Raw genomic sequence first — 26049 nt, 5'->3', positions numbered from 1 at the left:
CAAGTAAGTCAGTTGGCCAGCGTGTGCCCGGGAAGAGCCACGAAGGCCGCGCCGCACTGGCGCAGCAGGGCGTGGGCCTGGCGTTCCAGGTCCGCGCGGTGTTCGGGGGCGGCAATGTCCAGCATGCGGCGCACGCGCTGCGACAGCGTCTGGCCGCGCAGGTCGGCAACGCCGTGTTCGGTGACGATCAGGCCCGCGTCCGAGCGGGGCGTGCTGACCGGGCCGGACAACTGGGCCACGATGCGGCTCGCGCCCTTGGCGGTTGCCGGCAGCGCGACGATGGGCAGGCCACCGCGGCTGCGCGCGGCGCCGCGCAGGAAGTCCACGGCACCGCCGACGGCGCCGACATAGACGCCGGCGGCAACTTCGGCGTTCACCTGGCCGGTGAGGTCGACCTCGATGGCGGAGTTGATGGCGGTCAGCTTGTCGACGCTGGCCAGCACCTCGGGGTGATGGGTATAGGCGGTCTCGCGCAGCTGCAGCTGCGGATTGCGGTGGGCCCAGCGCCGCAGCCGTTCGCTGCCCATCAGGATGCCGGCGATGCCCACGCCCGTATCGATGCTCTTGCGTGCGTTGGTCAGCACCCCGGCTTCGGCCAGCGCCGCAATGCCGTCGCCGATCGCGCCGCTGTGCAGCCCCAGGTCGCGGTGGCCATTCAGCGCAACGACCACGGCCTCTGGCAGGTTGCCGATGCCCATCTGCAGGGTGGCGCCATCCTCCACCCAGCCGGCGATGTGACGGGCGATGGCCTGTTCGGCCGGGCCGGGCGCGCTGCGGTCAAGGCTGATCGGCGGGTGCAGCGCTTCGACCTGCAGGTCGATATCGTCCGCGCTCAGGTAGCGGCTGCCGTGGGTCCACGGCACCTCAGGGTTCACCTCGGCGATGATGACGCGGGCGCGGTCGAGCGCCGCGGGGAGGTATTCATGCACCAGCCCCAGGCTGTGGCGCCCCTGCTCGTCGGCGGGCGAGACCTGCACCAGCGCCACGTCCGCCCGCAGCGTGCCGTGGCGGATCAGCCCGGGCAGGTGCGAATAGTGGCTGGGCACGATGTCCAGCACCCCGGCCCTGGCCAGTTGCCGGTGCGGGCCGCTGGCGGCGTAGCCGAAGAAGTCGAGCACATCCGCCTGGGCCGGCTGCAGCGTGTCTGACTGCCCGATGCCGACAAAGACACTGAGCCGTCCGCCCTGGGCGATGGCGTGGCGGTGCTCCACCAGTGTGCGCGTCAGCGTCAGCGGCTCGGCGGTCGCTTGCCCCCACCAGATATGGTCTCCGGGGCGGATCAGGGCTTGCAGGCGGGAGGCGAGGGTGTGCATGTCCACGGGGCAGCGGTCAGTCGGCGCATGCGCCGGATAGCCCGGAGCATGTTCCCAAAGCGTGGTTTGCGCTATTTGACAATGCCAATGGCGGACTTTGGCGAAAGCGAAAGGCCTTAACCGTCGCCAGGACTTAACCCCGGTGGAAGGCGCGCTTTCGGAAAGGCTGATTGTCCAACCGGCCGAACGCCGCGACTATTGCGGTTATCACAAGGAGGCGGCCGTCCGCCAGAGACCGAACGCAAGCCAAGCGCCATGATCGAACAGACCCAATCGAACAACTTCCAAGAAATCCGCGACGCCATCCGCGCGCTTTGCGCGGAGTTTCCCGATGAGTACTTCCGCAAGGTGGACGAGCAGCGCGCCTACCCCGAGGCCTTTGTCAATGCGCTGACCGCGGCGGGCTGGCTGGCGGCGCTGATTCCGCAGGAGTACGGTGGTTCCGGCCTGGGTCTGACCGAAGCCTCGGTCATCATGGAAGAGATCAACCGCTGCGGCGGCAACTCCGGCGCCTGCCACGGCCAGATGTACAACATGGGCACGCTGCTGCGGCACGGCTCCAGGGCACAGAAGGACAAGTACCTGCCGAAGATTGCCTCGGGGGAATGGCGCCTGCAGTCCATGGGCGTGACCGAGCCCACCACCGGCACTGACACCACCAAGATCAAGACCTCGGCGGTCAAGAAGGACGGACGCTACGTCGTCAACGGCCAGAAGGTCTGGATCAGCCGCGTCCAGCACAGCGACTTCATGATCCTGCTGGCGCGCACCACGCCGCTGGCCGACGTGAAGAAGAAGAGCGAGGGGATGTCCATCTTCATGGTGGACCTGCACGAGGCGCAGAAGAAGGGCCTGACCGTGCGCCCCATCCCCAACATGGTCAACCACGAGACCAATGAACTGTTTTTCGAGGATCTGGAAATCCCCGAGGAAAACCTGATCGGTGAAGAGGGCAAGGGCTTCAAGTACATCCTCGATGGCCTGAACGCCGAGCGCACGCTGATCGCGGCCGAGTGCATCGGCGACGGCTATTGGTTCATCGACCGCGTGACCAAGTACGTCAGGGAACGCGAGGTCTTCGGCCGCCCCATCGGCCAGAACCAGGGCGTGCAGTTCCCGATCGCCGAGTCCTTTATCGAACTGGAAGCGGCGAACCTGATGCGCTGGAAAGCCTGTGAGCTGTTTGACAAGCACGAGCCCATGGGGGCCCAGGCCAACATGGCCAAGTACCTGGCGGCCAAGGCGAGCTGGGAAGCCGGCAACGCCTGCCTGCAGTTCCACGGTGGTTTCGGCTTTGCCTGCGAATACGACGTGGAGCGCAAGTTCCGGGAAACGCGGCTGTACCAGGTGGCACCGATCTCCACCAACCTGATCTACTCTTTCGTCGCCGAACACGTCCTGGGCCTGCCGCGCTCATTCTGAGCGATGGACGGCGCGCCAGCCCCAACATTCAAGGGGCTGGCCAGATGGAACCCCGGCAGCAACGGCGCCGGGGTTCCTGCTTCGCCCAGGCCCCGAATTCCCCTCCCTGTCTCCTCTCTGCGCCCGCGCAGCCGGATCCAGCCCGATCCTCAAATCGGAAACTGCGTCGTCGACAGCACCTGCTTGAGCACCATGAACGAGCGAATCTGCCGCACGCCCGGCAGGTAGAGCAACTGCTCCGCGTGGAGGCGGTTGAAGCTCTCGCTGTCCTTGGTCCTGAGCATCATGATGTAGTCGAACTCGCCGGTGACTTCATGGCATTCCATACAGCCTGATACCTTCTGCGCCGCTTTCTCAAAGGCGGCGAAGGACTCGGGCGTGGACCGGTCCAGCACGACCCCGATGATGACCAGCATCCCCGCGTCCAGGGGAGCCGGGTTCAGCAGCGCCACGACGCCGCGGATCAGGCCATCCGCTTTCAGGCGTTCCACGCGGCGCAGGCATGCGGGCGGGCTGAGGCTGACCTTGCCCGCCAGGGCCAGGTTGGAGATGGACGCATCGCGCTGCAAGGCGCGCAGGATAGCCTTGTCCGTGCGATCCAGCACCGGCGCGGGCTGCGCGGAGGTCTCGGATTTCGAACGAAATTTTATTCTGCTTGTTGCCATTTCTACGAAATAAAGAGAATTTCTGGGTGCTTGCTGTCTATTTATCGTGCAAGAAGTCGCAGATCTTTGCAAGCACCTTTCGCCCCAGCCTTCTTATGATGATTCCAGATGCGGCGTCGCGCAGCGTCCGTGCGAATGCCGGGCTTTGCGGCTGCAAGGCGCCCGCATGCCAACCGCAATCTGGAGCCAGTCATGAACCTGAAGCAATTTCCGCGTCATTCCCTGACCTTCGGCCCGACGCCGATCCATCCGCTATCGCGGCTGAGCGAAAGCCTGGGTGGCAAGGTCGAGCTCTATGCCAAGCGCGACGACTGCAACAGCGGGCTCGCCTTTGGCGGCAACAAGACGCGCAAGCTCGAATACGTCATTCCAGACGTGCTGGCGCAGGGCGCCGATACGCTGGTCTCGATCGGCGGGATCCAGTCGAACCACACGCGCCAGGTTGCCGCCATCGCGGCCCACCTGGGGCTGAAGTGCGTGCTGGTGCAGGAGAACTGGGTCAACTACTCCGACGCGGTTTATGACCGCGTGGGCAACATCCAGATGTCGCGCATCATGGGGGCCGACGTGCGCCTGGTCAGCGAAGGCTTCGACATCGGTATTCGCCCCAGCTGGGAAGAAGCCATGGAGAGCGTGCGCAAGGCGGGCGGCAAGCCCTACCCGATTCCGGCAGGCTGCTCGGAGCATCCGCTCGGCGGTCTCGGCTACGTAGGCTTCGCCGAGGAAGTGCGGGAGCAGGAAGCCGGACTCGGCTGCAGGTTCGACTACATCGTGGTCTGCTCGGTCACCGGCAGCACGCAGGCGGGCATGGTGGTCGGATTCGCTGCCGACGGCCGCGCGGACCGGGTCATCGGCATCGATGCATCGGCCAAGCCGGAACCGACGCGCGCGCAGATCCTGCGCATCGCCCGCCATACCGCGGAGCTGGTCGGCCTCGGCCGCGACATCACTGAAGCGGACGTGGTGCTGGACACCCGCTATGGCGGACCCGAATACGGCCTGCCTTCGGCCGGCACCCTGGAAGCCATCCGCCTCAGCGCCAGGCTGGAGGGCATGATGACGGACCCGGTCTATGAGGGCAAGTCCATGCAGGGCATGATCGACATGGTCCGTCGCGGCGAGTTTCCGCAAGGATCGAAAGTCCTCTTTGCGCACCTCGGCGGGGTGCCGGCACTGAACGCCTACAGCTTCCTGTTCAAGGACGGCTGATTCCATGCGCAGGTGCGCAGCCGGGATTCCCCGGATGCCCGGTTAATCGTTGCCCGCCTGCGCGCCGGCCCCAAAGCGCAGGCGCAGGCTCCGGTCAGCATCGTGCAGCGAACCGTCCGCCGCTTCCACCACGCGGTGCAGGTAGTCTTCGCTGGCGTCTAGCAGCGCCCCGTACAGGGTGTGGCACAAGCCGCGCGCGGTGCGGCCGGGCCAGTCTTGCGGCAGCATCGCTTCGGGCAGGTTGGGGTCGCGCAGCAGCACGCGCCGGTATTCGTGCACCAGCAGCGTCCGCACAAAGAAGGCATCGGCCGGAGCAAGCCCGGCGGCCTCTTCGGCCAGCGGCGTAAAGCGGCGCAGCAGCGCCTGCCAGGCAGCGGCCACGTCGCCGAGCTTGAAGGTCTGGTGCATCAGCGCCTGCAGCGGCCGGATGGAAAACGCCTCGAGGCTGCTTGCCTCCATCACCGCCACATCGTCCTGCGCGCGTGCGGCCTGGAGGATTTCGCGCAGCGAGGCGAGGTCCGCATGGGGGTGGGCCATCACCCCCGGCGCGATGGCGCCGAAGCCCTCCCACAGCAATTCCCGCTTCAGCTTCTGCCGGACCGTGGCGCGTACGTCACCGCGCACCATCACCAGGGTCCAGCGGCCGTCCCATTCGGATGCCTCGCCCGCATAGATGCGCTTGCCGGCGTGCAGTACACGCTGCAAACCGGCGTCTGACAGCCCGTAGTAGCTGCGCCGCCCCATCCTGGTCGCGGCCAGCCAGTCGTCGGCGGTAAGGCGGAAGGTGGCGGTGCGCACCAGCCGGTCATTGATGCCGAACGGCGCCGCCAGCCGGATCAGGCTGCCCAGCCAGATGGCCTGCGGCCGCGGCGCCACCACATCGCCGAACAAGGTCACCAGCATGGAATTGGCGCCCAGCTTCAGCCCGCGTGCCAGCCGCGCCACGCGGGGAGAAACCGGATCTGTGCCTGGCGTCGCCATCGGCCCGCTCCCTGAAGTGATACACAAATGCAGATTGATTGAATCAAATTGTATCACTACCATCCGTTGCAACTGACGATGTTGATGCAGGTCAAGACCCCGATTCAGAGCAACCAAGAGCGGAGCAAAGGATGTACGCACAGCTGGTGGAGACAGGAGCGACGAGGCTTCGCGCCATGGAAGAAATGGAGCCGCAGGAGCGCGAGTTCCAGGCGCGCGTCGATGCCGGGATCAAGATCGAGGCCAAGGACTGGATGCCGGAGGCCTATCGCAAGACCCTGGTCCGCCAGATCTCGCAGCATGCGCATTCCGAGATCGTGGGCCAGCTGCCGGAAGGCAACTGGGTCACCCGCGCGCCGACGCTGGAGCGCAAGGCAGTCTTGCTGGCCAAGATCCAGGATGAGGCCGGCCATGGCCTGTATCTCTACAGCGCGGCCGAGACCCTGGGCGTGTCGCGCGACCAGATGCTGGGCGACCTGCACACCGGCAAGGCCAAGTATTCCAGCATCTTCAACTACCCGACGCTGAGTTGGGCCGACATCGGCATGATCGGCTGGCTGGTCGACGGCTCGGCCATCATCAACCAGGTGCCGCTGTGCCGCTGCTCGTTCGGGCCCTATGCGCGCGCCATGGTGCGCGTGTGCAAGGAAGAGTCGTTCCACCAGCGCCAGGGCTACGACATCCTGCTGTCGCTGTGCAACGGCACCCCCGAGCAGAAGCAGATGGCGCAGGACGCGCTCAATCGCTGGTGGTGGCCGGCGCTGATGATGTTCGGCCCGTCCGACGGCGATTCGCCCAACAGCGCGCAATCCATGCAATGGCGCATCAAGCTGTTCTCCAATGACGAGCTGCGCCAGAAGATGGTCGACCAGACCGTGCCGCAGGCAGAGTACCTGGGCCTGGCCATTCCGGATCCCGAACTGAAGTGGAACGAGGAGCGCGGCCACTATGACTTCGGCGAGATCGACTGGTCCGAGTTCTACAACGTCATCCAGGGCAACGGCCCCTGCAACCGCGAGCGCCTGCGCACCCGCGTCAAGGCCTGGGAAGAGGGCGCGTGGTTCCGCGATGCCCTGGTGACCCACGCCGACAAGCAGGCCCAGCGCGCCGCCGCGTGACCCCGCGGCGCCCGGCGCCGCCATCCATCCAACGCAATGACACAGGAGGTTGCCATGAAAGAGTGGCCGCTTTGGGAGATCTTTATCCGCAGCCAGCACGGCCTGGCCCACAAGCACGTGGGCAGCCTGCACGCGCCCGACGGCGAAATGGCGATCAACAACGCGCGTGACGTCTATACGCGCCGCAACGAGGGCGTCAGCGTCTGGGTGGTGAAGGCCGGCGACGTGGTCGCCAGCAGCCCCGGCGACAAGGGCCCGCTGTTCGAGCCGGCCAACAGCAAGGTCTACCGCCACCCGACGTTCTTCCCGATGCCGGAAGCCGTCAAGCACATCTGATACGGCCCGCATGATGGACAACCACAAGCTCGAATACCTGCTGCGCCTCGGCGACGCCACGCTGGTCCTTGGCCAGCGCTTGTCGGAATGGTGCGGCCGCGGCCCGGCGCTGGAAGAGGACATCGCGCTGACCAATGTCGCGCTCGACCTGATCGGCCAGACCCGGCTGTGGCTGGGCTACGCCGCGGAAGTGGAGGGCGCCGGCCGCAGCGCCGACCAGCTGGCCTACCTGCGCGACGCGCACCAGTTCCGCAACCCGCTGCTGGTGGAGCAGCCCAACGGCAGCTATGCCGATACGCTGGCGCGGCAGTTCCTGTTCGACACCTGGCACTACTTCCTGCTCGACGGGCTGCAGCGCTCGACCGATGCCCGCATCGCCGAGATCGCCGCCAAGTCGCTCAAGGAAGTGACCTACCACGTGCGCCGCAGCGCCGACCTGGTGGTGCGCCTGGGCGACGGCAGCGAAGAGAGCCACCGCCGCATGCAGGATGCCTTCAACGACCTGTGGATGTTCAGCGATGAGCTGTTCGAGTCCGACGCGGGCGACGCCGCGCTGGTGCAGGCCGGCCTGGTGCCGGATCCCGCATCACTGGCCGAACCGTGGCAGCGCCACGTGGCCGCGGTGCTGGAAGAAGCCACGCTGCAGCTGCCTGCGGGCACGTGGTCGCAGAGCGGCGGCCGCCACGGCCGCCATACCGAACACCTCGGCTACCTGCTGGCCGAAATGCAGTTCCTGCAGCGCGCCTATCCGGGCGCCAGCTGGTGAACGCCATGACTGCGCAAGCGATCGCACGCCCGGCGCTCGGGCAGGTCTGGACCTGGCTCGATACGGTGCCCGATCCCGAGATCCCGGTGATCTCGGTGGTGGATCTCGGCATTGTGCGCGACGTGGCATGGGAGGACGACGCCTGCGTCGTCACCATCACCCCGACGTACTCCGGCTGCCCGGCCATGACCGTGATCCGGGAGGAGATCGAGCGCACGCTGGCTGCGCAGGGCATTGCCAGCGTGCGCGTGCGCACGCAGCTGGCGCCGGCCTGGACCACCGACTGGATGACGCCGCGCGGCAAGGCCAGCCTGGGCGGCTACGGCATTGCGCCGCCGGCCCAGCAGGTGATCGACATCAGCGGCATCAGCCGCAAGGCGGCGCCGGCGCTGGTGGTGGCGTGCCCGCACTGCGGCTCGCGGCACACGCGGCTGGTGAGCCAGTTCGGCTCGACCGCCTGCAAGGCCCTGTACCGCTGCGGCGACTGCAAGGAACCGTTCGATTACTTCAAGGCGCACTGAGCCTGACCGGGGTAGTGAGATGAGCAAATTCCATGAACTGACCGTGGCCTCGGTCACCCGCGAAACCCGCGATGCCGTGGCCGTGACCTTTGCCGTGCCGGATGAACTGGCCGACACCTACCGCTACATCCAGGGCCAGCACCTGACGCTGCGCACCGGCATCGGCGGCGAGGACGTGCGCCGCTCGTACTCGATCTGCTCGGCGGTGCAGGACGCGCAGCTGCGCGTCGCGATCAAGCGCGTCGACGGCGGCCTGTTCTCCAACTGGGCCAACGAACAACTGCAGCCCGGCATGAAGCTGGAAGTGATGCCGCCATCCGGCCACTTCCACGTGCCGCTGTCTGCCACGCAGGCGAGGCACTACGTGGCCTTCGCCGCCGGCAGCGGCATCACGCCGATGCTGTCGATCATCAAGACTACGCTGGAGGCCGAGCCCCAGAGCCGCTTCACGCTGTTCTACGGCAACCGCGCCTCGTCTTCGGTGCTGTTCAAGGAAGAGCTGGAAGACCTGAAGGACACCTACCTGCAGCGCTTCAACCTGGTGTTCGTGCTCAGCCGCGAGCAGCTGGATATCGACCTGTTCAACGGCCGCATCGACGGCGAGAAGGTCAATGCCTTGCTCAAGCACTGGGTCAAGCCGCAGGACATCGACATCGCCTTTATCTGCGGCCCGCACTCGATGATGGAAGAGGTGTCGCAGGCCCTGCTCGACAACGGCGTGGACAAGGCCCGCATCAAGCGCGAGCTGTTTGCCACCAGCATTCCCGCGGCCCGCCCGGCGGCGCATGCGCACAAGCAGGTGGGGCAGCAGCAGTGCGAGGTCACGGTGATCCAGGACGGCCGCACGCGCTCCTTCACGCTGGAGAAGAACAAGGAGACGGTGCTGGATGCCGCGCTGGCGCAAGGCATCGAGCTGCCTTACTCATGCAAGGGCGGGGTCTGCTCGACCTGCCGCTGCAAGCGCATCGAAGGCGAGGTCGACATGGACGTCAACTTTGCGCTGGAGGACTACGAAGTCGCGCGCGGCTTCATCCTCAGCTGCCAGAGCTACGCCGTCAGCGACAGGCTGGTGATCGACTTCGACCAGGAAACCTGAAGCGCTTCCCGCGGCAATCCCTTGCCGCCATCCCGAACCATACGCAAACCATTCTGCCCCCGGAGCAAGCCGTGTCCCATCCGTTTTTTGAACGCCACCAGGCGCTGCTGGAACAAGCCACCCAAGCCATTGCCGAGCGCGGCTACTGGAGCCCGTTCAGCGAAATGCCGAGCCCCAGGGTCTACGGCGAAACCGCCAACGCCGACGGCAAGGCTGCCTTCGAGGCCCGCCTGAACCGCCCGTTCGCGCTGTCGCAGCCGGGCACCGTCGGCCAGGCCGGCAAGGAAGTCTCGCCCTACGGCGCGGAACTGGGCATCACCTATCCGAAGCCCGACCTCGACCAGCTCTTTGCCGGCATGGCCGAAGGCATGCCGGCCTGGCGCAAGGCCGGGCCGGAAGCCTGGGTCGGCGTGTCGCTGGAAATCCTGCAGCGCCTGAACCGCCGCAGCTTCGAGATTGCCTACGCGGTAATGCACACCACCGGCCAGGCCTTCATGATGGCCTTCCAGGCCGGCGGCCCGCACGCGCAGGACCGCGGGCTGGAAGCGGTGGCCTACGCCTGGGACGAGATGCGCCGCATTCCGAAGCAGGCCATCTGGGAGAAGCCGCAGGGCAAGAACGAGCCGCTGCGCATGGAGAAGCGCTACAGCGTGGTGCCGCGCGGCGTGGGCCTGGTGATTGGCTGCTGCACCTTCCCGACCTGGAACGGCTATCCCGGCCTGTTCGCCAGCCTGGCGACCGGCAACGCGGTGGTGGTCAAGCCGCACCCGGGCGCGATCCTGCCGCTGGCGATCACCGTCGAGGTGGCGCGCGAGGTGCTGCAGGAAGCCGGCTTCGACCCCAACCTGGTCACGCTGGTGGCCAACGACCCGACCGAGCGCATGGCGTCCACGCTGGCGCTGCGCCCGGAAGTGCGCCTGATCGACTTCACCGGCAGCAGCGCCAATGGCAACTGGCTGGAGCGCAACGCGCACCAGGCCCAGGTCTATACCGAGAAGGCCGGCGTCAACCAGATCGTGATCCACTCCACCAGCGACTTCAAGGGCATGGTGCGCAATATCGCGTTCTCGCTGGCGCTGTACTCGGGCCAGATGTGCACGGCACCGCAGAACATCTATGTGCCGAAGGGCGGCATCGACACGCCGGAAGGGCACCTCAGCTTCGACCAGGTGGCCGCGGCGATCGGGGAGGGCGTGGTCAGGCTCACCAGCGATGCGGCCAAGGCGGTGGAGCTGCTCGGCGCGATCCAGAACGACGGGGTGGTTCAGCGCATCGAATCGTCGCGCGCACTGGGCGAGATCGTCGCCGACAGCCGCGTGCTGGAGCACCCGGAGTTCCCCGGCGCGCGCATCCGCACGCCGCTGGTGCTCAAGGTGGACGCCAGCGACGAGGACAAGATCATGCAGGAATTGTTCGGCCCGATCTCGTTCATCGTCGCCACCGACAACACCGCGCACAGCATCGCGCTGGCGCACCGCGGCGCGAAGGAACATGGCGCACTGACGTTGTCGGCCTACACCACCGATGCCGGCATGGCCGAGGGCATCCGCGAAGCCGCCGAGGACGCGGGCGTGGCCCTGTCGCTGAACCTGACCGGGGGCGTGTTCGTCAACCAGTCGGCCGCGTTCAGCGACTTCCACGCTACCGGCGCCAACCCGGCAGCCAATGCCTCGCTGTCGGATGCGGCTTTCGTCGCCAACCGCTTCCGCGTGGTACAGAGCCGTTCCCATATCTGATGCAGTCGCAGTACCCGGCGCCGGCCCCCAATAGAAATGCGGCGCAATCATAACGATGATGGAGTAGACAATGGTTCAACGCATCCCCAACCCCAACGAGCTGGAGCCGATCGAGCGCGCCAGCCGCGACGAACTGCAGGCGCTGCAGCTGGAACGGCTGAAATGGAGCGTGCGCCATGCCTACGACAACGTGCCGCATTACCGCAAGGCCTTCCATGCGGCCGGGGTGCATCCGGACGACCTGCAGTCGCTGTCGGACCTGTCGAAGTTCCCGTTCCTGACCAAGCAGGACCTGCGCGACAACTATCCCTTCGGCATGTTCGCGGTGCCGCGCGAGAAGGTGGCGCGCGTGCATGCGTCGAGCGGCACCACGGGCAAGCCGACCGTGGTCGGCTATACCGCGAAGGATATCGATACCTGGGCCAGCGTGGTGGCGCGCTCGATCCGCGCCGCCGGCGGCCGCGCCGGCGACCTGGTCCATGTCAGCTATGGCTACGGCCTGTTCACGGGCGGCCTGGGTGCCCACTATGGCGCCGAGAAGGCCGGCTGCACGGTGATCCCCATGTCCGGCGGACAGACCGAGAAACAGGTGCAGCTGATCCGCGAGTTCGAGCCCAACATCATCATGGTGACGCCGTCATACATGCTGAACCTGATCGAGGAGATGGAGCGCCAGGGCATGGATCCGTCGGAAAGCTCGCTCAAGGTGGGCATCTTTGGCGCCGAGCCGTGGACGGATGCGATGCGCGCCGAAATCGAGGCACGTGCCGGTATCGACGCGGTGGACATCTACGGCCTGTCTGAAGTCATGGGGCCGGGTGTCGCTTGCGAATGCATCGAGAGCAAGGACGGTCCGGTGATCTGGGAAGACCACTTCTACGCCGAGATCATCGATCCGGTCACCGGCGAGGTGCTGCCGGATGGAGAAGAGGGCGAACTGGTGTTCACGTCGCTCACCAAGGAAGCGCTGCCGGTGATCCGATACCGCACGCGCGACCTGACGCGCCTGCTGCCGCCCACCTCGCGTTCGATGCGCCGCATCGGCAAGATCACCGGCCGCTCGGACGACATGCTGATCATCCGCGGCGTCAATGTGTTCCCGTCGCAGATCGAGGAGCTGATCCTGAAGACGCCGGCGCTGGCGCCGCAGTACCAGCTGGTGGTGACCCGCGACGGCCACCTGGACAAGCTGGAAGTGCGCGTCGAAGCGCGGCCCGGAGGTTCGGCACCCCTCTGCGCGGACGACCGCGCGATGCTGGAGCGCGAGCTGAAGGACCAGATCAAGACCTACGTGGGCGTGACCACGCGCGTGCAGGTGGTGGATGCGGACGGCATCGAGCGCACCACGGTCGGCAAGGCACGGCGGGTGCTCGATATGCGGCCGAAGTTCACGCACGAGCAGCCGGTCGGGGCGATCTGAACGTATCGCATGAACTGACAAGCCATTGCATGTGTGCTCCCTCTCCCCATGCGGGGAGAGGGAGCACACCGCCGCAAGAGTTCAAGTCTCAACGAACCACTCAACGATGGCGCCCACCCAGAGGCGCCGTGCCCCCTGCGCCAAAGGAGACCACCATGGACGCGCGACAACTGGAAACCATCCAGAACCACCCCGATTTCATCCGGCTGACCAACGGGCGGACCCGCCTGGGCTGGTCGCTGACGCTGGTCATGCTGGCGATCTACTTCGGCTTTATCCTGCTGCTGGCGTTCTCGCCGGCCACGCTCGGCACACCGCTCGGCGCGGGTGTGATGACGGTGGGCATTCCCGTCGGCGTGGCGGTGATCGTCTCGGCCGTGCTGCTGACCGGGATCTACGTGTACCGGGCCAACCGCGACCTGGATCCGCTCAACGAACGCGTGCGCAAGGAGTGCCGGGCATGAAACCCGCCAACCGTTACCTGTGCGCGGCCCTGCTCGGGCTTGCCAGCATGGCCGCCGCGGCGGCCCCCGCCATCCAGGGCGATGCCGCGCCGCGGCCGCTGAACTGGAGCGCCATCGTGATGTTCCTGCTGTTCGTGCTGTTCACGCTCGGCATTACCCGATGGGCCGCGCGCCGCACGCGCTCGGCATCCGACTTCTATGCCGCCGGAGGCGGGCTGAGCGGCTTCCAGAACGGCCTGGCCATCGCCGGCGACATGGTCTCGGCTGCCTCCTTCCTCGGCATCTCCGCGATGATGTTCGACAAGGGCTATGACGGACTGATCTACGCGCTGGGCGTGGTGGCGGGCTGGCCGATCATCCTGTTCATCGTCGCCGAACGGCTGCGCAACCTTGGCCGCTATACCTTTGCCGACGTGGTGTCATACCGGCTGGCGCAGAAGCCGGTGCGGATCACCGCCGCCTGCGGCACGCTGACGGTGGTGATCATGTACCTGGTGGCGCAGATGGTCGGCGCCGGCAAGCTGATCGAGCTGCTGTTCGGCACCAGCTATGAGTCCGCCGTGGTGATCGTCGGCCTGTTGATGGTGCTGTATGTGATGTTCGGCGGCATGCTGGCCACCACCTGGGTGCAGATCATCAAGGCCGCGCTGCTGCTGGGCGGCGTGACCTTCATGGCGGTGATGGTGCTGGCGTACTTCGGCTTCAGCCCGGAAGCCATGTTCGCCGGCGCGGCGAAGGTGCATGACAAGGGGCTGGCGATCCTGTCTCCGGGCGGGCTGGTGTCCAATCCCATCGATGCGATCTCGCTGGGGGTGGGCATGATGTTCGGCACCGCGGGCCTGCCGCACATCCTGATGCGCTTCTTCACGGTGGCAGACGCCCGCGAGGCGCGCAAGTCCGTGCTCTACGCCACCGGCTTCATCGGCTACTTCTACGTGCTGATCCTGGTGGTGGGCTTCGGTGCGATCGTGATGGTGGGCGCGGATCCGGCCTACCGCGACGCGGCCGGCAAGATCATCGGCGGCAGCAATATGGTGGCGGTGCACCTGTCGCACGCGATCGGCGGCGATCTCTTCCTGGGCTTTATCTCGGCGGTGGCGTTCGCGACCATCCTCGCGGTGGTGGCGGGCCTGGCCCTGTCGGGCGCTTCCGCAGTCTCGCATGACCTGTACGCCAACGTGTTCCGCCGCGGGCAGGCCAACGAGAAGGACGAGATCCGGGTGTCCAAGGCGGCCACCCTGGTGATCGGCGTGCTGGCCATGGTGCTGGGCGTGATGTTCGAGAAGCAGAACATCGCCTTCCTGTCCGGCCTGGTGCTGGCGATCGCGGCCTCGGTCAACTTCCCGGTGCTGTTCCTGTCGATGTTCTGGAAAGGCCTGACCACGCGCGGCGCCGTGGCCGGCAGCCTGGCCGGGCTGGTGTCAGCGGTGGCGCTGCTGGTGCTGGGCCCGACGGTCTGGGTGGGCATCCTGCATCATGACAAGGCGATCTTCCCGTATGCCAACCCGGCGCTGTTCTCGATGACGCTGGCCTTCGCCAGCGCCTGGCTGGCGTCGGTGCTGGACCGCTCCACCCAGGCCAGCACCGAGCGCCAGCGCTATGGTGCGCAGTTCGTGCGTGCGATGACCGGGATCGGGGCTGCCGGGGCGAGCCAGCATTGATCCGGGGGGGCAGGGCCGCGTAGCAGCAACGCTATTCGGTCAGTGGTTTCTGCGGCAGCCGCGCCGGCGGGCGCGGCTCTTCCCCGGTAATGGCGGTGAACTCGCCGCGGGTAAGGTTCTGCTTGTCGCCATTCGACAGGTGCAGGACTGCATAGACGTCGCCTTCCTCCTCCGGCAACACCCGCACGCTGATAATGTGGTCGGGGTTGAGAAAGAAGCCCGGCCTCAGCTCGATAAGATGCCCGGGCATGCTCTGCTGAGGCGGCGGAGTCTTCGCCGCTCGCGCAGCGGAGCCGTGCCCTCGGCGTGGGAGGTCCGTGTTTTCATCAGGTGGGGGCTTCTTCTCCATTTGCCAACTCCTGCTATGGCCCGGGCACGGGCATTACTTCAACAGACCGTCATGCAGTCGCCGTCGCAAGCCGGCAGCTTCGGCAAGCAGCGTTCCGGCGGACCGGCCTCGTACGAGCACACCAGATAGGCACGGTGTACCACACCGGCGTCTTCCGGGAACAGGAAGTCGCCGATCACGACCGGTCGCTCGTCGCTCAGGTACGGGAACGGGTACTCGATCACACCATGGAAGAGGCACGGCCAATCCTCGCTGGCCACGCAGGTCAGGAAGAAGCGGTCGCAGCACGCTTCGCCGTCGTCCTCGCATGCGCAGTCGCGATCTGGCACGAACTCGATCTCATGGTTGCGCGCGCCGCTGCAGCCTTGGGCCTCGAACCACAGTTCGACGCGGCGCATGCGCACCGGCCGCTGGCCCGGCAGGTACGGGAACATGCCGCGGCTCATGCGCAGCGTGAGCGCACGCGTGCAGCCGGGCATTCCTGCCGCCGGCACGGCTGCCTTGAACCGCTGCCACGCATCGGCGAAGTCCTGCTTCCAGTCAAAGAAGCGCAGCCCCGCGCCGGGCAGCAGGCAGGACGCGGCGGCCCAGCTTGCCTTGCGCAGCAGCGCTCCGCCTTCGCGAGCGGTGTAGCTCAACTGGACGATCAGGTCGCTTACCGTGTCAATGTCGAACGCGTTGGTCTCGATGGGCAGCTCGATGCGCCAGCGGCTGACCGCCCCGGCGTATTCGAACGGCAGGTAGCGCTCGTCGCGGAAATTGAGCTCGAACAGCCCCGAGTCGTTCTGCCCGGTGGAAGTTGCGATCGCTTCGGTTGCGCCATAGCGCTTCACGATGCGCGGATCATCCCTGGTCGCCTCGTAGCGCCGGCGCTCGCAGCAGCCGCAGGTGCATTCGCCAGGGCAGCAGTCTTCGACGTCGAGCAGCGTGGGCTCGATGCGGGTCGCGCTGCTCAGCAGCGTCAGCTTGCAGTGCACGCCCGTGTAAGGGCCCACGACAGAGGGGATGGTCAGGCTGACGCTCTTGACGCGGCGCAGGTAGTGTCCGGGGTATTCGCGGTCGAGGCGCCATTCGGGAATCTCGATCTCGCACATGCCTGTCGCCTTCAGCTGCAGGAACGCGAGCGGAAAATCAATCCGCAGCGACAGCCGCGTCACCAGCTCCTGCTCGCGCCGGTTCTGGTCGTAGTACGCCTTTTCCATTGCGCGCAGCGACGTCGACAGCCGCTCGCCGGCCAGCAGGCCTTCGTGCAGACCGTCCCAGATATCCGGTGGCAGTTGCGTCTGCGTGGTCAGCTCGCGTTCCAGCTGGAACGCGCGTTGTGCCTGGCGTGCCCAGCACCAGGCGATCTCGAACATCTGGTGGTGCAGCGCCGCTGTCTCCTGCTGCAGGAACAGGTAGAGCGCGTGATTGGTGAACTTGTCGCGCAGGAAGTCCTGCAGCTCCGCCGCCTGCTGCTTCTGCTGCACCAGGTTGTTCAACTGGCGCAGCGCCACGCCGCGGCGCCGCTCGGCGCCAAGGATCTGCCGCTCGATCTGCTGGATCTCGATATCGAGCACCGTGACCTGGAGGATCCAGTCCGCCTCGCGACGGTCCCATCCACCCTCGGTCAGTGCCAGGCCGGCCTGCGTGCCGTTGATATCGGCAACCGTGTAGAGAATCCTGGCGGCCGCGGCGAACGCGTGGGCCAGCTTGGTGCCGATCGGCATCTGGAACACCGACACCGGGGTGGACGCGATCCCGGCAACGCCGGTCGTATTGTCCGGAATCAGGTTCATGACCTGGCCGACACCTTCCACGATGTTGCCGGCGGCGCGCGTGGTCATGGAAACGCCGGTCAGGTTCTGGTAGGCCTGCTCCTTCGGGATCAACCCATTCGCGATCAGGTCGCTGTAATATTGCCGCCGCGCCTGCGCCCCCTGCTTGGTCTTCTGCAGTGCCTGCACCTGCCAGTCCGCTTCGCGGAATTCCATGCGGCGGATCTCCTCGGTCAGGTTGAGGAGCTGGCGTTCGTGCGCGGCACGCATGGCCGCGAGGAACTCGGCATCCCCTTTCTCGAATGCGGCCTGCAGCTCGGCGCCAAACGTGCGGACCTCGTTCGCCGTCTCCACCGCGCGCTGGATGAGGAAGGGGAAGCGGTACGGGCTGGGCGGACAGCAGCAGCCGTCGTCGTCAAGGCAGTTCGCGGCCGCGGTCTTCCATCCGCGCCGCACCGGATTGTCGCCCCAATATGAGGTATCCAGATTGGGGACGCCGCCCGCCAGCCGCGCCTTCGTCAGGCAGCGGTGCAGGGCGTCCAGCTGGTCGGCGACGCGGTCGTAGATCTCCATCAGGCGCGGGTTGAGCGGGGCGAACCGCGGGATAAACGCGGTTACCGTCTGCGCTTTGGCGCCATCATCCTGGCCGAAGATCGTGCGCGGCCGCTCGCCGAGGAATCTCGAGAGCGTGTCGAGGCGCAGCCGCGCCATGGCGTAGCCCTCGGGGGAATGCCGGCACATTGCCGCCTGCGCATGCTGAAGCAGCGTCTCGAGATACGCCAGGACGACGCTTCGCTGCCGGGACGCAAGCTCCGTCCTCACCAGTGTGTCGCAGCACGGATCCTGGCCGGTGCGCATGCGACCGCGCGTCGACGCCGCCGCGCGCGGGGTCGATGCTGCGGCAATGCCGCGGCCAGCGGGCTGTGGGGGATTGGCCGGGGTATTCGGATTTGGCTCGTTCGAGCCACCGGGAACGTTGGTCCCGGGGATCGTCCCGGTCGACGGCGGCTGCGGCGTGCGGCAGGTCGCCCAGCGCAGGTCCTTGTCGCCAGGCGCGAAGTAGAGCTCGTACCATTTCAGGGCTGCCTCGAAGCGGCAGTGGGCGCGCAGCGTTCCGGCGACCGTCATCGCGGTCGAGTAGAGCGAAGGCTCAAGCGGGGCGCCGGAGGTGAAATAGACGAAGAACGGATATGCCTGCAGCAATGGAGCGAGCGGTGCCGGCGCCAGGGGCGTCGCGATCACCTCGGGCGTTACGACGGCGGTATCCGGCGTAATGTCGTAGCGGAAGCCCCACGGCGACGGGTCCGTATGGCCCGGCGGGAGCGCTGCCGCGTTCGTGATCCGGAACCGAAGGGAGTCAACCTCGCGGCCCAGGAATTCGAGCTGTGGCTCGCCGCCGGCAGGATTGACATGCGCGCCGTCGTCGGTGATGCGCGGGGTCTGGAATTCTCCGTTATGCACGCGGCACCATGCGAGCTTCACCATCGGCCGCGGCGGCCAGGCCAGCAGCTGCGGCAGGCGGTCACGGCGATGCCAGTCCGAGGTCATGTCGGGCGGCACGACACCCCAGTCCGGGTCCTGGAACAAGGATGGATCGGCGGGATTCAGAACACCCGGATCGTAGTACTCGGAGTTCACCAGCCAGAAGTAGTACTCGTCCATGACCGGCGCATGCACGCGTCCGCACTCGGCACAGCACACCGAGCCCGACGTCTCCGGCAGCATGAACGCCGACGTGGCGGGCGGCTCCCCGGCAGCGGCAATGCGCAGGAACCGCGTGCCGAGGCGGACCGCCGCCTGCAGCCAGAGCGGAAGCTGCGGAGACTCGGCGCCGGGCGGTGTTCCTGTGGACGCGTTGGCAGGCACCGGAGCGGCGAGCATGCCGCGAGCGGCCCCCGGGACATTGTTCGTCGTGCCCGGGGTCGGGCCGGCAGACAGCTGGAGCTGCGACGGCGCCAGCCAGCTGGGTCTCGCGTGGCGCTCGGGCCGCCCCATCAGCCCGAGGTTCTCGGGCTGCGGCACCTGCTTCAGATGCGACGGGTCGCGATGTTGCAGCGCGGTCAGTGACGGATGGGCCGGCCAGTAGGGTCCGGGCCAGTACTCCATGCCGCCGGGTTGCGGCGCAGTCAAGGTGGCGCGCCGCAATTCGGATTCGAGGAAGCGGAACGCTTCGGCCTGGAGCGCGCGTTCGTGCTCGGTCCACTCGACGTAGTTCTCCTGGTACAGCGTGCGGCGGCGGCAGGCCTGCCAGATGTGGAAGGTCACAAAAAGCTTGTCCCATGCCGAGGCAAACGCCGGGGTCACCACGAAGGTCGGCTCCTGCGCCAGGCGTGCGCGTTCCACGAACGACTGCACCGCCGTAACCGCCTCTTCAATGCGGCTGATCTTCTGGCAAATGCCAGCATCGACGTCGACCAGCAACAACGCGCTGAGATCCTTCGCCGACGTCGCGAACCCGCCTGGCACAAACGGAAGCGGGACCCGGTTCATTCCGGTGAGATACGCGACCAGCGCGGTGCGTCCCCGCTCGCGCAGCAGGTTGTTGAGGTGCTCGATGTCGGCGTAACGCAGCGGGTTGCCGCGCTCGATCATGCCGTCGCGGTAGAACCTTGTCAGGTTCGCGTTGCCGCTGGCCATTGCCGCCGGCGCGCTCGCTGCCCAGGCATCGGGCTGTGCCTGGGCGAGGTCGCGCGGAACGAACGCCTTCAGCAGCCGCCTCACCCACGACGCGGCGTGCCAGACGCGGATTGCCCAGCGATCGTCCGACAGCCTGGCCCAATCGACGGATACGCCGTCGTGGAATTCGAGGACAAGCGCGGCATGATCCATGTCGACGCCAAGGTCCATCAGCAGCGGCACGGGATCGGCGGGCTGCTGGTTCGACGCCTCGACGAAGCAGAGCCACGCGAGGCGCTCAGCCCGTTGCTGGACCGCCCGCCGCATCACCGTGTAGTCATGGACGCGCTCGAACCAGTCGAAGAGCGCCTGCCGGCGCTTGACCGACGGCGTCGCGCGCTGGTCGAGCGGCGCCGGTGGCTTGCGCTCCGGATCGCCATTGTAGGTGTCGCCAACTGGCAGGAAATTGAAGTCCAGATACGCGCGGTGCGATGTATACGGGGTGCCGGGAACGTAGGTGAAGCCGGCAAACAGGCCTGGCGACGACAGCATGTACTCGGCCTCGGAAACGTTTGCCCGCGCCACCAGGCGTGCCGACAGTCGCAGCCGGTGGCAGAACAGCAGCGCCTTGAATGCGCGCTGGTAGGTGCGGCGGATGTCGCGCAGGCTGCTGGTGTACTGCAGGGCCAGATACGCCTTTGCCGACGGCACCGCCGCCTGCGCGCTGGTCAGCTCACCCGGTGAGACGTCGCGATACAGGCGCTCGGCCGGCAGCTCCGCAATGCAGTCATCGGTGTCCGGGCCCTGGTACTTCACCGTGAAGCCGGTGCGGGCGCACGCCAGCTCCTGCTTCTCGTCGAACTCGGGTGGCGATTCCTCGAAGTCGATATCGATGAAGTAGGCGCCGCGCTTCAGATGCAGCGGGCCGGACGCACGGTCCGCCGCCGGCTCGTCCGCCCAACCGTAGTTCAGCAGTCGGAACGTCTTCTGGCCGCGCCGCAGATTGACGCGCCATTTGTTGTGGCTGCACGCCTCGAAATCGGGCGCATCGCAGTCCGGTGCCGGTGCGCCGGCGAAGAATGTGTACGTGCCCGATGTCTCGACGATGAGCACGCCGGTCCAGCGTGCGGTGTAGCCTTCGGCGCCCGCCAGCGGCTGCCCGTCTGACTCGCGGATCGCCAGGCCGTTGCGCAATACGGCGAACTTCAGTGCCGCCGGCGGCAGCGTGAAATCCAGGTCCGGCACGACCCCGGGAAGCGGCGCATTCCAGGCGTTGCCCGCCCGCGAGAACGCCGTCATCGGTCCGCGCAGTTCGGGCCATGAACTCCCGCTCGCGCCTTTCACCTCACCGAGCAGTCCGGTGCCGGTAAGGCCGGTCAGGGCGGCAAAGGCACCGCCCGCTGGCAACGGCCATGAGAAGCTGGCGGGCGGCTTGCCGTTATCCTGCTCCCACGCCGACGCTACCTTGTTCTCGTCGCCGAGCAGGCGGCGGAGGATCAGCCACGCCAGATCGGCTTCCGCGTCGGTGCCGTCGGAGGCGTAGCCCACATGTGCGGCAAGGTGCTCCGCGACGATGTGCGCGCGGCGTGAGAACTCCACGAACGCGCAGCGGAAGTATTCCCAGCGCCGGGTCTCATCCGCTTCCTGGACCAGCGCTTGTTCAGCGGCGGCGAGGCTGGGGAACAGGAACGAGAACCGCGCGAGCTCGGCACGCGGGGCGAAGTACAATTGTTGCACCGCCTTGCGCTCGGCGTCCGTCAACTGTTCGATCGCATTGAGCTTGAACAGCACGTCCTGGTCGAGGAGCGGCAGGGACGTCGCCAATTCCTTGGCGACGGCATCGTACTGGAACGGTCCGGGATGCGGGTGGTTCCACATGCTCGCGACGGTGGCCCCGAGGGCTGAGCGATACTGGCGCGCCTGCGGACTGACCGGAAATCCCGCGTCAGCAAGCATTCCTGGGAAGAAATGCTCCCCAAGCTCGCGCAGCGGATCGGTGCCCGGCGCAGGCTCGTACCCGAAGTCGGTCCGCATCGCGGTGACGAGAGCGGTCCAGGTCAGCGCGGCGATTTCCTCTTCCGTTGCGTGGACGTCCAGCAGCTTGCGCCGCAGGCACCACAGGTCGTGCGGATGCCCTTCCTCCGGGAAGTCGAACGGCTGATCGAGCGCTTCGTTCTTGTCCTGCTGGCAGAAGGGATCGTCGCCGTCGAGATGCTGGTCGACCGAGAACAGGTACAGCAGCTCGCCGGTGGTGAACCACGAGCCATAGACCTTGGCCAGGATTTCCGTGAAGCGCAGGGTGCCCGACGGTTGTGCATTCCACGGCCTCGCGACCGGATCGAAGCCGCTCAGCAGCGACAGCGTGTCGAGGTTGTCGCGCAGGATCTTGATGAACTCGGGCGGACGATGGCGGCGGTGGCTGCCCGGACGCCGGCCGGGCGCGTGCTCGCGCTCGGCGCGGTCCTCGATACGCCCGAGCAGATGGTCCACGGCCCAGTCGAACGACGCGGCGGGCGCGGCGGCCCACAGGCCAAGCAGGCGTGTGCGAGCCGATCCGGTTGCGTCCGGTGCCGCGTCCGGGTCGGTGCCCAGCGCGAGCCGCCAGTCGTCTCGCAGGATCTGGAAGGCGGCCAGCTGGCGGATGAACACCGGGTTGACGTTCGCACCCTGGAACAGGCCGAGCACCAGACTGATGTCGCGCAGATCCGCAAAGCTGTAGCCCGCGCCGGGCAGGCACCTGAGCGATCGCCACAGGCGGATGAAGACGATCAGCCGCCGCAGCGCATCTTCAGGCGCCTGCGGATTGACGAACTGGATGACGAGATCTTCCGGGCAGCACGGTTCGCAATCCGGGAATCCCGCATTCGGCGTCGTCCCCGTGGCGCCCGTGGTCCGCCCGGCAGCGGTCCCTGACGCGGCCGGTTGCCGTTCAAACTCGACAAACCTGGCTTTCCAAAGCTCGAGGAACTCGCAGTAATCCAGCCCTGTGCGCCTGAGGAACTCCGGCACATGCACGACGATCGACTTCCAGTCGACCCCGTTGATCGTGGCCGACGGGAAGCCGTACATCTTGAGCAGGTCGGCCGGGCCGATTGGATCGACGTACAGCGTCTGGTACTCGTCCGGGGACAGGCGCAGGTACTCGATTGCCAGCTCGATCCGCACCGGATACCGCCACAGATGCTTCTGGAAGTCCGCCGCCTCCTGCTTCGCGTCGATCGCGAACTCGGTGATCTCTTCGCGGAACGCGCGCATGGTCGCGAACCGCGACGTTCCCATGCCGCACAGGTACGTGCGCGAAATGTCGAGCGGCTGCGAGTAGGGCAGCAGCGGCGAGGAAAAATCGCCGGCGAGCTTCACATAGGCGCCGGGCTTCTTCACTGGCGTTGCCGGCGTCGAATGCTCCGGCAGCGCGGCGAACAGGGTATTCGGCGCGTGCCCGGTGCCGTCGTCCGCGTCGGCGGGTCTTAGCGCGTGCCCGCCCAGCGTCGTGGCGCTGGTGTCATAGACGACGCCAGGAGCGCCGTTGTCGGCGAGGTCCTCGAGGTTCTCATTGACGATATCGATCAGCGGCAGCGTGGTGTGGACGTTTGCGGCGGTGGCGTGAAGGCTGCCGAGCGCACCACGGCGCGGCGCGACCAGGTCGGCGAGCGTGGCGCCGGTTGCCGCCGGATGCTCGCATGTGGCGCCGATGCCGGTCGCGAGCAGATCCTGCAGATACGTCACCGGCCCGAGCGGCGACAGGTGCCATGGCGGGATGCAGTTGATGAGCGATCCGTCCGGATTGACTGGCGTGAACGGACCGGGAACCGCCGGCGGTGCAGCGCCCGTCGCGCCGCCGGCCGCGGCCTGGATTGCCGCGGCAAACGGATAGGCCACCGTTCCTGTCAGCGCGTACTCGAACTCGGCGGCCGACAGCGCCTGGATTTGTGCCCGCGAGGTGAATCCGCGCGCGTAGAGCGCTTCGAGCAAGGAGAACTGCAGCGCCGCCGGCCCGACACCGGTGGTCGCGCGCAGCAGCTCGTCGATGGTCTTGAGCGCGTCAAGCAGCCACGCCTGCGCGGCCGCATCGCTGGGGAACACGGCCTGCAGCGCGTTCACGATGGCGGGCGCGCCCCAGTTCGTCACCGGAAATGCAAAGCCGGGGGCGGCCGCGAGGAACGCAGCGAAGGGATCGCCGGCGGCGATCGGAATCGACAGCGCGTTTGCGATCGCGCCCACAGGCGGCGCCGGCGCGATCGACAGCACTTCAAAATACTTCCGCAACTGGCGGATGAACGCCTCGACCCGCTCCGCGGGCGTGCCAGGGTTGGTGAAGTCCGGAAGCAGGCCAACGTTGGCGGGGAGGAAGAAGGCGTGCCACTGCTGGACCGTGCGTGCCTTGAGCTGGGCCACGTTGGCGACCGGGATGCCCTTGATCGCGGCGATCAGCGCGGCCGATGCCGGCGTGACCGCAGTCTGCTGCGTGATGACGGCGAGCACCAGGTCGAGGTGCCCGGGTACCAGCGCGGCCGGGAACGGGCTCGGTTGCCAGAACGGGTCGATCGACGGCACCATCTGGGCCAGCCATGCCGTGACCAGCGCGTTCACGTTGGCGTTGAGCGGACAGAGCGGGGCGCGCTGCACGCGGCCCCGGCCGATTGCGGCGAGCCGGCGCGCCGCGTTTTCGGGCGTCGTGGCCGGGGCGGCGATGATATTGGCGTCAAGCGCGGCCTTGATGGACGCAACGATGCGCGATTCGTCATCGTCGGTGGCCATCCGGTAGCGCTCCTGGGCGGTGACGTTCGTCGCCAGGACCGCCGAGAGCGCATAGAAGTATTCGGCAGGAACCTGGAAATCCAGGACCAGCCCGCCATCGTTCACGATCACGACGTCTGCCCGACGGAACGTTGCGCCCGGGGCCGGCGGAGGGCCGGGTTCCACCGGGAAGCGCAGGCCAACGCGTCCGGGGTTCGCGCTCTGCTGTCCGGACCACACCGCGGCTGACGCGGCGAAGACGTACTGCGCCAGGCGATCCGCGTTGGCGTTCTGTAGTGCGTAATACCCGAGCAGGCTGGCTTCATACTGCTTCCGGTCCATGTCCGCCTTGTCGCGCTCGTCGGCGCTCCACGACGTGTCGGTCGGCGGGCGCGTATACATGTCCTCGAGCCGGCGGTTGTTCGGCCGCTCAGGCGGAGGCGCGATCTGGCGGTTCCAGATGATCTCGCGCGAGACCTGGCGCGACTGCGCCGCGGTCAGCGGGCTCCGGTTGGCGAGCGTGGCGCCGCCGCCCGGGTCCTGCGCCAGCACCTTGTTGATCGCATTGCGCAGCGGCACGAACTTGGGCGGCGTGCCGTCGGGCGGCAGCTCAACGAAGGCGGCATTCGGATCGAGCGCGACCGCGGGGTCCGGCAGCGTCAGCACGACTGCGGGGGGGGCGACACCGATGTAGGTCAGCGGATTGCTGGAGATCGGTGCGTTGGGCTCGACCTTCACGTTGAAGTCGAGCCGCTCGTAGGCAACGAGTTGCGTGCCCTGCTTGATCTCGAGGCGCAGATCGGTCGTGTTGAACTCCGCCGCGGGCGGGTTCAGCTCGATGATCGCCGTCGCCACTGCTTCAAGGCGTACGTCCGGGAATGGCGGGGCGGGCAATGGGTTCACCTGCACCGGATATACGGAGAAGTGCTGCACGATCCGCTGGTTGGCGGGATTGAATGCCGGGCCAACCGCATTGATGCCCGTATTCGGGATCCAGGCGCCCTGTGCCTGCCCGACCAGCGTGCCATCGGCGGAGTTGCCGAACGACAGGTCGAACGCACGGATCGTCAGGTTGTTGAGATAGCTCGTGAAACTGGCGCCGCTGGTCGGCTTCATTGGCACGAGGCGGACGAGGATGACTTGTGGCATGACGCATTCCCCCTATAACACTTCACCGATCCGCGTGTTCCGCAGAACGTCACGGCGAAGCCGTATTCGTTTGGGGCCCGGAGCCCCACAGCATTTGCCAAGCGCGGTCGACCAGAGGCACAGCAAGGCGCTCAGCAAGGGCCCTGAGTTGATGTAGTGGGCTTGGAGGGGGAGGCCAGACCGCTATCGCCGGACCCAGACTAAAGTCCGGCAGTTCGTTTGATGGTCCAGCAAACGGATCAACGAGGCCTGCCTTGGGGATGTTGCCCGGTTCAGAACCAATGAAAGTCTTGCCCGGTCCTATGCCGATGCCTGTCCCCTCGGGCAGCCAGGTGAGCAGCGCGCCCGGCAGCAGGATGGAGAAAAAGTCCATCGGGCCGATAAAGAACTCGCGAGGAACTGGTTTCATACATTTCCGTTCACAAATCTGTATAGATTAGGATGCGAGCAATAGTCGGAATTTCATTACGGCTTCTCGCTCGTTTTGCGAGTCACGACATTCAAATATTTTCCTTTCAAGCTCTCCGTTTTTATGGTGTTGTTCTGTTGCGTGAATCGATGCCAGCCAATGTCGCTACGGCGCAATGGCGTCGACGTTCGCTTGTCGTCGCCGTATGAGGAAACACCTTCGCTGCCGAAGACTTCAAGGCCAGTAATTTTTGGTTCATCGCCGATCTGCGTGACCGTTTAGAAACAAAAAGGGCCAACAAGCCCACCACTGTTATCTTGGAGT

General features: G+C 66.6%; 18 protein-coding genes. 11 read left to right on the top strand and 7 right to left on the bottom strand.

Features of this window, described 5'->3' with window-relative positions; translation table 11 throughout:
• Nucleotides 1–8 precede the first annotated feature (8 nt).
• The gene (locus AC1Q6V_RS16675) at nt 9–1313 is read right to left on the bottom strand and encodes an acetyl-CoA hydrolase/transferase family protein (RefSeq protein ID WP_454749263.1); all 1305 of its coding nucleotides are present in this window, start codon (nt 1311–1313) and stop codon (nt 9–11) included.
• Nucleotides 1314–1568: 255 nt separating this feature from the next.
• Between AC1Q6V_RS16675 and AC1Q6V_RS16670 the strand changes: the two genes are divergently transcribed.
• On the top strand, nt 1569–2735 hold the full coding sequence (locus tag AC1Q6V_RS16670; RefSeq protein WP_010809316.1) for an acyl-CoA dehydrogenase family protein: 1167 nt from the start codon (nt 1569–1571) through the stop codon (nt 2733–2735).
• A 149-nt stretch (nt 2736–2884) separates the two neighbouring features.
• On the opposite strand, the gene AC1Q6V_RS16665 is transcribed toward AC1Q6V_RS16670, so the two are convergent.
• Nucleotides 2885–3400 (bottom strand): Lrp/AsnC family transcriptional regulator, encoded by a 516-nt coding sequence (locus AC1Q6V_RS16665; protein ID WP_081050152.1) that lies wholly within the window; start codon nt 3398–3400, stop codon nt 2885–2887.
• A gap of 192 nt (nt 3401–3592) precedes the next feature.
• Here AC1Q6V_RS16665 and AC1Q6V_RS16660 point away from each other — a divergent pair, with 192 nt between their 5' ends.
• Complete coding sequence (locus AC1Q6V_RS16660; RefSeq protein ID WP_454749262.1) at nt 3593–4609, top strand: 1-aminocyclopropane-1-carboxylate deaminase; 1017 nt, start codon at nt 3593–3595, stop codon at nt 4607–4609.
• Nucleotides 4610–4651: 42 nt separating this feature from the next.
• Here AC1Q6V_RS16660 and paaX read toward each other — a convergent pair whose 3' ends face one another.
• Nucleotides 4652–5590 (bottom strand): phenylacetic acid degradation operon negative regulatory protein PaaX, encoded by a 939-nt coding sequence (gene paaX / locus AC1Q6V_RS16655; RefSeq protein WP_037025427.1) that lies wholly within the window; start codon nt 5588–5590, stop codon nt 4652–4654.
• A gap of 131 nt (nt 5591–5721) precedes the next feature.
• On the opposite strand from paaX, the gene paaA reads away from it, so the two are divergent.
• The 9 genes from paaA (at nt 5722) to AC1Q6V_RS16610 (ending at nt 14708) form a co-directional block, all read left to right on the top strand.
• A complete protein-coding gene (gene paaA, locus AC1Q6V_RS16650; protein ID WP_010809320.1) occupies nt 5722–6708 on the top strand; it encodes a 1,2-phenylacetyl-CoA epoxidase subunit PaaA in 987 nt (328 codons plus the stop codon).
• Nucleotides 6709–6762: 54 nt separating this feature from the next.
• Nucleotides 6763–7044 carry a 1,2-phenylacetyl-CoA epoxidase subunit PaaB gene (gene paaB / locus AC1Q6V_RS16645; protein ID WP_010809321.1) on the top strand — a complete coding sequence of 94 codons (282 nt, stop codon included), beginning with the start codon at nt 6763–6765 and terminating at the stop codon, nt 7042–7044.
• 10 nt (nt 7045–7054) lie between these two features.
• A complete protein-coding gene (paaC, locus tag AC1Q6V_RS16640) occupies nt 7055–7810 on the top strand; it encodes a 1,2-phenylacetyl-CoA epoxidase subunit PaaC (protein ID WP_454749261.1) in 756 nt (251 codons plus the stop codon).
• A 5-nt stretch (nt 7811–7815) separates the two neighbouring features.
• Nucleotides 7816–8331, top strand: coding sequence for a 1,2-phenylacetyl-CoA epoxidase subunit PaaD (gene paaD / locus AC1Q6V_RS16635; RefSeq protein WP_439669084.1), 516 nt, complete (start codon nt 7816–7818; stop codon nt 8329–8331).
• 19 nt (nt 8332–8350) lie between these two features.
• A complete protein-coding gene (gene paaE, locus AC1Q6V_RS16630; RefSeq protein ID WP_010809324.1) occupies nt 8351–9427 on the top strand; it encodes a 1,2-phenylacetyl-CoA epoxidase subunit PaaE in 1077 nt (358 codons plus the stop codon).
• Nucleotides 9428–9498: 71 nt separating this feature from the next.
• Nucleotides 9499–11163: a phenylacetic acid degradation protein PaaN gene (gene paaN / locus AC1Q6V_RS16625; RefSeq protein ID WP_010809325.1), complete on the top strand. Its 1665-nt coding sequence runs from the start codon at nt 9499–9501 to the stop codon at nt 11161–11163.
• A gap of 70 nt (nt 11164–11233) precedes the next feature.
• Nucleotides 11234–12583, top strand: coding sequence for a phenylacetate--CoA ligase PaaK (paaK, locus tag AC1Q6V_RS16620; protein ID WP_010809326.1), 1350 nt, complete (start codon nt 11234–11236; stop codon nt 12581–12583).
• Between the two features lie 155 nt (nt 12584–12738).
• Nucleotides 12739–13047, top strand: a complete 309-nt coding sequence (locus AC1Q6V_RS16615) for a DUF485 domain-containing protein (RefSeq protein ID WP_010809327.1) — start codon at nt 12739–12741, stop codon at nt 13045–13047.
• Entirely contained in the window at nt 13044–14708 is a 1665-nt protein-coding gene (locus AC1Q6V_RS16610; RefSeq protein ID WP_010809328.1) for a cation acetate symporter, read from the top strand. Before AC1Q6V_RS16615 ends, AC1Q6V_RS16610 begins: the two co-directional genes overlap by 4 nt.
• 31 nt (nt 14709–14739) lie before the next feature.
• Here the strand turns inward: AC1Q6V_RS16610 and AC1Q6V_RS16605 are convergent, their stop codons facing one another.
• From AC1Q6V_RS16605 to AC1Q6V_RS16590, 4 genes are all read right to left on the bottom strand, one after another.
• The gene (locus tag AC1Q6V_RS16605) at nt 14740–15057 is read right to left on the bottom strand and encodes a hypothetical protein (RefSeq protein WP_011617180.1); all 318 of its coding nucleotides are present in this window, start codon (nt 15055–15057) and stop codon (nt 14740–14742) included.
• 38 nt (nt 15058–15095) lie between these two features.
• The gene (locus AC1Q6V_RS16600; RefSeq protein ID WP_454749260.1) at nt 15096–25316 is read right to left on the bottom strand and encodes a Tc toxin subunit A-related protein; all 10221 of its coding nucleotides are present in this window, start codon (nt 25314–25316) and stop codon (nt 15096–15098) included.
• 49 nt (nt 25317–25365) lie between these two features.
• Nucleotides 25366–25725, bottom strand: a complete 360-nt coding sequence (locus AC1Q6V_RS16595; RefSeq protein ID WP_143010648.1) for a hypothetical protein — start codon at nt 25723–25725, stop codon at nt 25366–25368.
• A 121-nt stretch (nt 25726–25846) separates the two neighbouring features.
• On the bottom strand, nt 25847–26049 hold a 203-nt coding region (locus AC1Q6V_RS16590), incomplete at its 5' end, for a hypothetical protein (RefSeq protein ID WP_492350768.1).

Source organism: Cupriavidus sp. GW823-FHT07B10, from assembly GCF_058794355.1.
Note: the sequence above shows the minus strand (reverse complement) of the source record. Positions and strands in the feature narration are given on the sequence as shown.